General features: G+C 39.0%; 9 protein-coding genes. 1 reads left to right on the top strand and 8 read right to left on the bottom strand.

The window, feature by feature from the left end; genetic code table 11:
* Positions 1 to 219, top strand: a 219-nt coding sequence (locus tag BM398_RS12265) for a transposase domain-containing protein (RefSeq protein WP_027209126.1), incomplete at its 5' end; no start/stop codon positions are given.
* Between the two features lie 96 nt (positions 220 to 315).
* Here BM398_RS12265 and BM398_RS17655 read toward each other — a convergent pair.
* From BM398_RS17655 to BM398_RS12225, 8 genes are all read right to left on the bottom strand, one after another.
* A complete protein-coding gene (locus BM398_RS17655) occupies positions 316 to 756 on the bottom strand; it encodes an IS3 family transposase (protein ID WP_442857306.1) in 441 nt (146 codons plus the stop codon).
* A gap of 122 nt (positions 757 to 878) precedes the next feature.
* Positions 879 to 1,322, bottom strand: a complete 444-nt coding sequence (locus BM398_RS12255; protein ID WP_092337918.1) for an HTH domain-containing protein — start codon at positions 1,320 to 1,322, stop codon at positions 879 to 881.
* A 728-nt stretch (positions 1,323 to 2,050) separates the two neighbouring features.
* On the bottom strand, positions 2,051 to 3,742 hold the full coding sequence (locus tag BM398_RS12250; RefSeq protein WP_092337917.1) for a recombinase family protein: 1,692 nt from the start codon (positions 3,740 to 3,742) through the stop codon (positions 2,051 to 2,053).
* Positions 3,729 to 4,601, bottom strand: coding sequence for a KilA-N domain-containing protein (locus BM398_RS12245; RefSeq protein WP_092337921.1), 873 nt, complete (start codon positions 4,599 to 4,601; stop codon positions 3,729 to 3,731). The genes BM398_RS12250 and BM398_RS12245 overlap by 14 nt, the downstream gene beginning before the upstream one ends.
* A gap of 34 nt (positions 4,602 to 4,635) precedes the next feature.
* Positions 4,636 to 4,989: a helix-turn-helix domain-containing protein gene (locus BM398_RS12240; RefSeq protein WP_092337916.1), complete on the bottom strand. Its 354-nt coding sequence runs from the start codon at positions 4,987 to 4,989 to the stop codon at positions 4,636 to 4,638.
* A 53-nt stretch (positions 4,990 to 5,042) separates the two neighbouring features.
* A complete protein-coding gene (locus tag BM398_RS12235; RefSeq protein WP_092337915.1) occupies positions 5,043 to 5,282 on the bottom strand; it encodes a hypothetical protein in 240 nt (79 codons plus the stop codon).
* A gap of 143 nt (positions 5,283 to 5,425) precedes the next feature.
* Complete coding sequence (locus BM398_RS12230) at positions 5,426 to 6,877, bottom strand: virulence-associated E family protein (protein ID WP_092337914.1); 1,452 nt, start codon at positions 6,875 to 6,877, stop codon at positions 5,426 to 5,428.
* Positions 6,849 to 7,460: a CHC2 zinc finger domain-containing protein gene (locus BM398_RS12225; RefSeq protein ID WP_092337913.1), complete on the bottom strand. Its 612-nt coding sequence runs from the start codon at positions 7,458 to 7,460 to the stop codon at positions 6,849 to 6,851. The genes BM398_RS12230 and BM398_RS12225 overlap by 29 nt, the downstream gene beginning before the upstream one ends.
* Positions 7,461 to 7,470: the final 10 nt, after the last annotated feature.

The following is a 7,470-nucleotide window of genomic DNA, read 5'->3' as shown; positions in this document are numbered from 1 at the left end:
GGCGCTGATGCAAGTGCACTCACTTATTCCATGGTCGAAACTGCCAAGGCTTGCGGAGTAGATGTTTACTACTATCTCAAGTATCTGTTGATCAAATGTCCATCATCTCAGATGAGCGACGAGGAGCTTGAAAAGCTATCTCCATGGAATCCAGAATGCAAAGAAGCTCTTGATGAGCTGTTCAGGAAGCATCAAGATGCCATCTTTGATGCGATGTAATCTTTATCATATGTGAATTGTCAAGGTACTCCGGGTTCATAAGAACTCGGGGTATATTTTATGGGCAAAAGCCCTTGTACCCGATAACAATGGTGGTTATTTTACAACCCACCGGATTATTGCGCGCTTACGCTGAAAAGCCAGTACTTGCATTGTGTAAGCATCAATAATCACTGATAGATAGCAGAAAGCGTCATTTAACCTAATGTAGGTTATATCTGTTAGTAGCACCTGTCGTGGTCCATGGCTCTTGAATTGACGTTGTACATGGTTCGGAGCAACAGCATTTGTCTTGAGCGCTTTTGCCATGCGCCTGTAGGGATTCGCTTTTCGAATAGGACATTTTAAGCCATACTTTCGCATAAGCCTGATGACTTTCTTGTGATTCATGGGCGTGCCCATTCTGACAAGCCTAATGCATATGCTTCGATATCCTTTGGCGTATCCTCTAAAGTCATATGCTTGTTTTATAAGAGCAAAATCCCGAAGATCACTAGCTTCACTCTGGAGACGGTGTTGTGAAGCAACCTCTGATATGTAGCGATAATACCCGGAGCGCGATACACCTGCGAGTTCGCAGAGTTCCTTTACATCCAGACAACTGTCATTAGAGCTGACTTCTCTTTGGATGGCTTTAAATATATATTCCTTCTGATGAACTAGTTTCCCGGAGGATGAAGATATATATTTTGAATTTTTTTAAAAAACTCAACCTGCTGTTCAAGATGTACGATCCTTTGTTGCATCTCCTTAATGGATGTTGAAGTTCTCTGAGCATCAAGATTCTTTTTGGCAAAGGCCTCAGTGCGCTCGGCTTGTGATAATCCTCTTGGTGCTTTTAATCCTTCAGGAGAAGCTGCTTCTGCAAGAATTCGTCTGCGTATGTTATCAATAGCAGCTCTTGAGAACAGAGTAGGATCATATCCAGCAGCCTTAAGGATCTTTATTGTAGAAAGTCCATGGTGCCTCACTTGATCAACAAAAAACTCTTTAAACTCAAGCGTAAATGTTACTTTATTAGGCATAGCAACATGCGTATAAGGATTCTGAGAAAGAATTTTGACTTGTTCATCTGTGTAGCTTGGTTTCTTTTTTGGATTCATGAGATGTCCCCCTTTGCTAATTATATCAGCAAAGACAGCTGAATCCGTGTCCACTTCTTGGAATCTCTTCATTTTTTACATAAATGTACCGCCAGATTCGTGTCCACATGTCGGATTCATTGCTTAAAAATCCTGCCAAAATGATTTTTCATTGTGTCCACTTCTTGGGGTCTATTTTAATCCTTTCCGCCTGTCGAAATTATTGATTATACAATAACCAACAGGTAGATTTTAGCCTTCTGCACTGTTGGTATTATCGTTTTCGCAATAATCAACAGGTAGATTACGCCCTTTTGTACTGTTGGGATTATTACTTTTACAATAACCAACAGATAGACTCTGACTTTTTGCACTGTTGGTATTAACGTTTTCACAATAATCAACAGGTAAATACTACATTTTCTCACTGTTGAAAAGTCTAGAAAAAAGCATTTCAACAGGTTTCAGCCTATATAAATCCCAAAAATTTGATCAAACTAACTTGTATTTTATTCAAAATTGAAAAAATCCGATTCCAGCAGCAATGTACTACCGGAGTATGGACTAGATGTGCGGCCGTACCAGACGGCCGACACAAATAGAATAATTATAGATATAAATTTAATAATAGCATTCAGCTCTCGCATGAACCATGGCTTCACACAACGTTTTCACAAGGAAGTTCCGCTCTTGCCCCAAAATGCGGGGCTCGCCGGAACAACAGTCTTCTGTAAACTCAATCTGCGCTTTCAGCTTGATTTCGTTAACAGACAGACAGTTTCGACATGATTTTCTTTGTCCAAACCTATCGATATATCCTCCGCAATAAGCGGAAGATTAAATTTTATGGACTTGAGCCACTGACCTTCCGATGTCCTTTCCTCAAAAATATTTACTTCACTAATAATCTGCTCAATAAAATCTCTGCGTTCCTGTGAATCCATCTTATCCCAGAAACGGTCTATATAGACAATCGTTTTATAAATATTTTCTGTAGACATTTTCTCCGAGATAGCCGCTTTACGCTTGGCTCTTGCATCCATTATAAGATCTTCCAGCTCTTCAATATGATCATATAATCTGTAAAGGCTATTCTCAAGATCGGTTTTTCTTCTCTTATAATGCTTATCATCCACATCTAAGCTATCTATATCACTAATAATGATATCTCTCTTGCTATTACACTGCCTAAGCTGTTTACCATATGCTTCTATTTCAGCATCCATATCCGAAACATCTACTTTACTGTCAATTTTACTCTTCATGAATTTTGCAGACCTGTCATCCTGAACAAGCTGCGTTATTGCCTCTATTACAGCCGCATCAAGAAGTTCTTCATTGATTTGACGTTTATAATCGCATCTATGTCCTCTGTCGCTCCTTCGATGCTTGCAACCATAATAATAGAAGTGCTTGTAAAACGTTCCATCTTTTTTACGCTTTGTACATTTGTTGGCATACATCCCAGCACCGCAAATAGGGCATTTTACAATGCCTGAAAGAAGATGGATTGTTTCATCTTCCACACGATTGTATCGCTTATATTTCTCGGCATTTCCATTACGAATTATCTGTGCCTGCTCCCATAGTTCCTCAGAAATAAGCGGTTCATGCTTACCATCAACCAAGATATAATCATCCTTATTTACCAGATGATAGTCATTTCTGGTACCACGGACTTTTTCTATTCTGCGGCGACCATATGCAATCTTACCACAGTAAACCGGATTCTTTATAATTCTCTTAATTAGAGAAGCACTAAAAAGAGGGGTCTTTCCATTCTGTCTTGGCATCTTCACAATACCATGATTTTCAAGATATCTGGCTATACCAGCTGCCCCCATTCCTTGATTTACATTAAGATCATATATAGTCCTAATTGCATCAGCCTCTTCTTCATTTACAACTAGCGCTCCATCAACCAGCTTATAGCCATACGGTGCAAAACCTCCATTCCACTTACCTTCGCGTGCCTTCTGCATACGCCCTTCCATGGTCTGCACTCGGATATTTTCACGTTCAATCTCAGCTACAGCTGAGAGAACTGAGATCATAAGCTTTCCTGCATCCTTAGATGAATCAATTCCATCTTCAACACAGATCAGATTAACATCAAAATCCTGCATTGTCTGTAATGCACTAAGTGTATCTGCTGCATTTCTGCCAAAACGTGATAGCTTGAAAACAAGCACATATGACACGTTATCTTTCCCATTTTTTATATCATCCATCATCTGGTTAAAAGCTATTCTGTTTTCTATTGATTTACCGGAAATACCTGCATCTTCATATTCTCCGACAATTTCATAATCGTTATACTCACAAAAAGCCTTCATTTTAGCTTTCTGCGCATCAAGGGAATAACCATCAACTTGAACGGCAGTCGATACACGAGTATAAAGATAAACTTTTGTCATCATTGAAGTATTAGTCTTTGTCATTATTCTCCTCTATCTTCTCATCAATTATGGAAGCAGTCTCAATCATTGTTGCTTCATCCAAAATATTCATCTGATACTTCGCTATATCCTTTAGTATCTCAAACCTTGTAGCTTTGTCCCGTCCTTCACGTATCATCTGCGAATTATGAGTTTCAAGATTTGAAAGTACAGTCAGCTCGTTAATTGTTGCATAATCCCTGACATTGCTCTTTTTGGCAAGTTCAGGATTTGCATCACGCCATGCTTTTGCCGTGAATCCAAAGAGCGCAACATTAAGAAGATCTGCTTCCTCAGCATATGCCAGCCATTCAATGTTATCTCTGTAATTACCTGTCGGAATTAAGTATTTCTTGATTGCATCAGTTTGTATCAGATAGTTATTCTTTGATAAAAACCTCTTTGCGGACCACTCCAGACTTTTAATATCATTTTCCTCATCTTTGAGCCTTTGAAACTCTTTGATAAGATATAATTTGAATACTGGACTTATAGCTGAAGCAAATTCGAATGCAATGTCTTTATGGGCATAAGTACCGCCATATTTTCCTCTTTTAACATACAAACCAATCGCGTTTGTCTTATCTACCCAATCAGAAACACTTGGAGTAAACGTTACAAGCCCTGCCTCTTTTTTAAAGTGTTCAGATTCGAACACTTTAAAATCAGGGTTGTAAATATATTCCCACGTTGATAAAAATTCAAGCGTAGACCTATTTCTTAACCAGTTTCTTATAACATCTGCTGCTCGTGAGCCTTTTGCCTTTGCAGCTGCCATATCTGTAATACAGATATAATCATCAATGTCTTCTACTGACACTGTAATTGGTATATCCTGCACTGTTATTATTCTGTTTTTCATATAACAATCCTTTCCCTTATCATAATTCACAAATTCAGATATTCTCCAAGTCCTCAAGCTTTTTTAAAGCCTTAAGGTATGCCTTAAGCCTTTTTTGCTGCTCCTGAGCAAGATTATGATACTCAACAAGCATCTCCCTATCCTCAAAGCTAATCTCCATATCAGTGTGCTTGGTATAGTCATCATCTATACCATTCCCTGTAAGAAGTTGCTCCGGAGTAATATCCAGAACTGCACATATATCCATAATCTTATCCGCTGAAGGGTTAGTCTTTTTTGTCTTCCAGTCGCTGACTGTGCTGCCTGACAAACCTACCATCTTGCAAAAAGACGTCTGTGAAATATCTCTTTCCTTAAGTATTTTGAATATTCTTTCGCTTATTGTCATTTTCATTCTCCGTATATACGAATATTTCTCTCTTCGTTACTACGACAATAATATCACCAGCAGAAACCATATTCAATATCGTTATGCGCCCGTCTACATTTTTCTCTGTTAACATGCCTCATGTATGCTTTATACATTTTCATGACTTTATTCCTGTAAAAGAGCACCTCTGGATCAGGTAGGTCATCCAAGCCTACCTCATCAGCATATTTGGCGTATATGCCCGCCATAAACTCGCTAAATTTACTCCATTCATCACGTTTATCTAATACCACGATATTCTTATTTTTCATCTTATTCCTCCCAATAATAAAACCGGCAAGGAATCAGTTATAAACCAACTCCGTAAACCGGCTCTAAAAAACTTTTTTATTACTATAGTTACATAAATACTTTTTTATTTTGTCGGTTTAATGGTTTATCGGTTTATAATCCATCAAACAAACGGGCAATCCATCTGTTCCGTCACAGATACGAAACCATTTGGATCCACTTCACATTCTAGGTTCTCTTCCCTTACCCATGCTTTCTGCGTGCCATAATCGGGAAAATTATGAGTCGAAATCCTTTTCCAACCGGAGATATGGTCAACAATCTGTGAAATCTGGTTTGCCTCATATTTTTTTGCTATATCAAAATCCTTATTGTGTCCCAAAGCTTCAAAGAAAAGCATCTTCACACAAACATAGTTCTCCTTTGTGGAATCCAAGAAATCTCTGATTTCTGTTTCTATCGGATCTTCCGGTACAAAATCTTCCTGTAGGGCTTCCAATTCTTCCTGCAATTCTTTACTGAGTGTCAGAGAATAGTCGCCGCTTTTGTAAACCGCCATCATCTCAGCCCACATCTGCTCGATATACTTCCTTGATTCTTCCTCATTTTCAAGAATATGAACCTCAGCAAGATCAGCGTGGCATTCAATAGGAATAAACCTTCTGTTTCCCGATTTATCCGGCGGAAGGAACTGTCTCTTGTTGGAAGTTCCAGCAAAAACACACTTTCTTGGATGCTCCGTGGCATATTTGTCATATCGGATTCGATATACATCCACCTGTCTTGTGATGAAGGATTTTATCTCCTCTGCATTTGCTGCTCTTATTGCTGCCAACATCTCAGCCATTTCTATGATCAGATGACCTTGAAGCTTTTCAAAAACATCCTCCCCATCAAGCTTTTTCACATCATCCGTGAAATATCTGTCCGATATTGCCAGAAATCGTAAGAATGTTGATTTACCGGCACCCTGACCGCCCACAAGACAGAGCATATAGTCAAACTTATGACCTGGATCATATACTCTTTCTATTGCCCCAAGCATGAACATCTTTAGTGCCTGATAATTAAGCTCCGATACATCTGCTCCCAGAAAATGATGTAGTCCAAACTTAACTCTGGGATGTCCATCCCACACCAGCGATTCCCAATAGGTCTTGATGGGATGATAAGGATTATCAAAAGACACTGTTTTAATCGCCCTTTCTATCATCCTGTCAACCTTTAGACTGTAGTGTTTTTCAAGATAGGTTATAAGATTTGCCACATCTACATCCGTCAGAACTTCCGATGTTCTTCTCCAAGGCATTGCCTTTATGATGTCTACTCTTTCATTAAGTTCATTAAACCTGATTGCATCCTTTAACACCGGATCTTCCCTGAGCGCTATCTTACAGTTATTGTTTGTCTGCTTGGTTATTCCCTTTGCATCTGTTTCAAGCATCATCCTCACTCGCTGTCTTTCTTCATAAAGCTCGTCTGCTTCCCCCATAGAATTCTGTCCTTTATCATCAGAAATCTGCTTTGTCATCTGCTCCATAAATCCGGATGTGAAAAGAATACTTGCCATCTTTTCCATTTCCTCTTTAGTTAAAGTTTTTAATTCGTTCCCCAATAGCTTTTATCTCCTCCCCATAAATCTCCATGATCTCAAGTTGCTTTTCTCTGTCTCCAAATATAAGGTCATCAAGGAGTTCGTTAATAAATTCCAGTTTTTCCAGTGATTCCACGAAAAAAGGATGCCAGTCGGCATCCCCTTCGCTTGGTCCATATTCTTTTCTCCAATACCACAACAGACTATGATACTTCGACAGGATATTTATTGCATCCCTCCTCATGATATCAAAGGCTCTTTCAACTTCTCGACTTATGCACTGTTCCCTTTCAAGTCTCAACTGTTCTTCTGACTTGATGTCGTTTCCGCTAAAGTTTTTGAATGCAATTCCCAGATTGAAGTCTTCGTTGATTTTCTTTGCTGCTTTGATTACCGGTAATCCAAAATAATTTGATACAAAGTCAATCGCATCTCCATCAGCTCCGCAGCCAAAGCAATGATAACGACTATCAACCTTCATGCTGGGATTCTTATCATCGTGAAACGGACAGCAACACATTCCTTTATTGTTAATCTTTATCCCATAGTGGCTAACTGCATCATAAGCTGTCACCCTTTTCTTAACCTCATCAAATATCCCCACGTATCATCCC

The organism is Butyrivibrio sp. M55, assembly GCF_900116865.1.
Taxonomy (GTDB): domain Bacteria; phylum Bacillota; class Clostridia; order Lachnospirales; family Lachnospiraceae; genus Butyrivibrio.
The sequence above is the reverse complement of the archived record's forward strand: the minus strand, read 5'-3'. Positions and strand labels throughout refer to the sequence as shown.

What these genes read in the sequence shown, in the direction of transcription:
- BM398_RS12255 (WP_092337918.1), bottom strand. Translation starts at nt 1,322, where the DNA reads ATGAATCCAAAAAAGAAACCAAGCTACACAGATGAACAAGTCAAAATT.
- BM398_RS12250 (WP_092337917.1), bottom strand. Translation starts at nt 3,742, where the DNA reads ATGACAAAGACTAATACTTCAATGATGACAAAAGTTTATCTTTATACT.
- BM398_RS12245 (WP_092337921.1), bottom strand. Translation starts at nt 4,601, where the DNA reads ATGAAAAACAGAATAATAACAGTGCAGGATATACCAATTACAGTGTCA.
- BM398_RS12240 (WP_092337916.1), bottom strand. Translation starts at nt 4,989, where the DNA reads ATGACAATAAGCGAAAGAATATTCAAAATACTTAAGGAAAGAGATATT.
- BM398_RS12235 (WP_092337915.1), bottom strand. Translation starts at nt 5,282, where the DNA reads ATGAAAAATAAGAATATCGTGGTATTAGATAAACGTGATGAATGGAGT.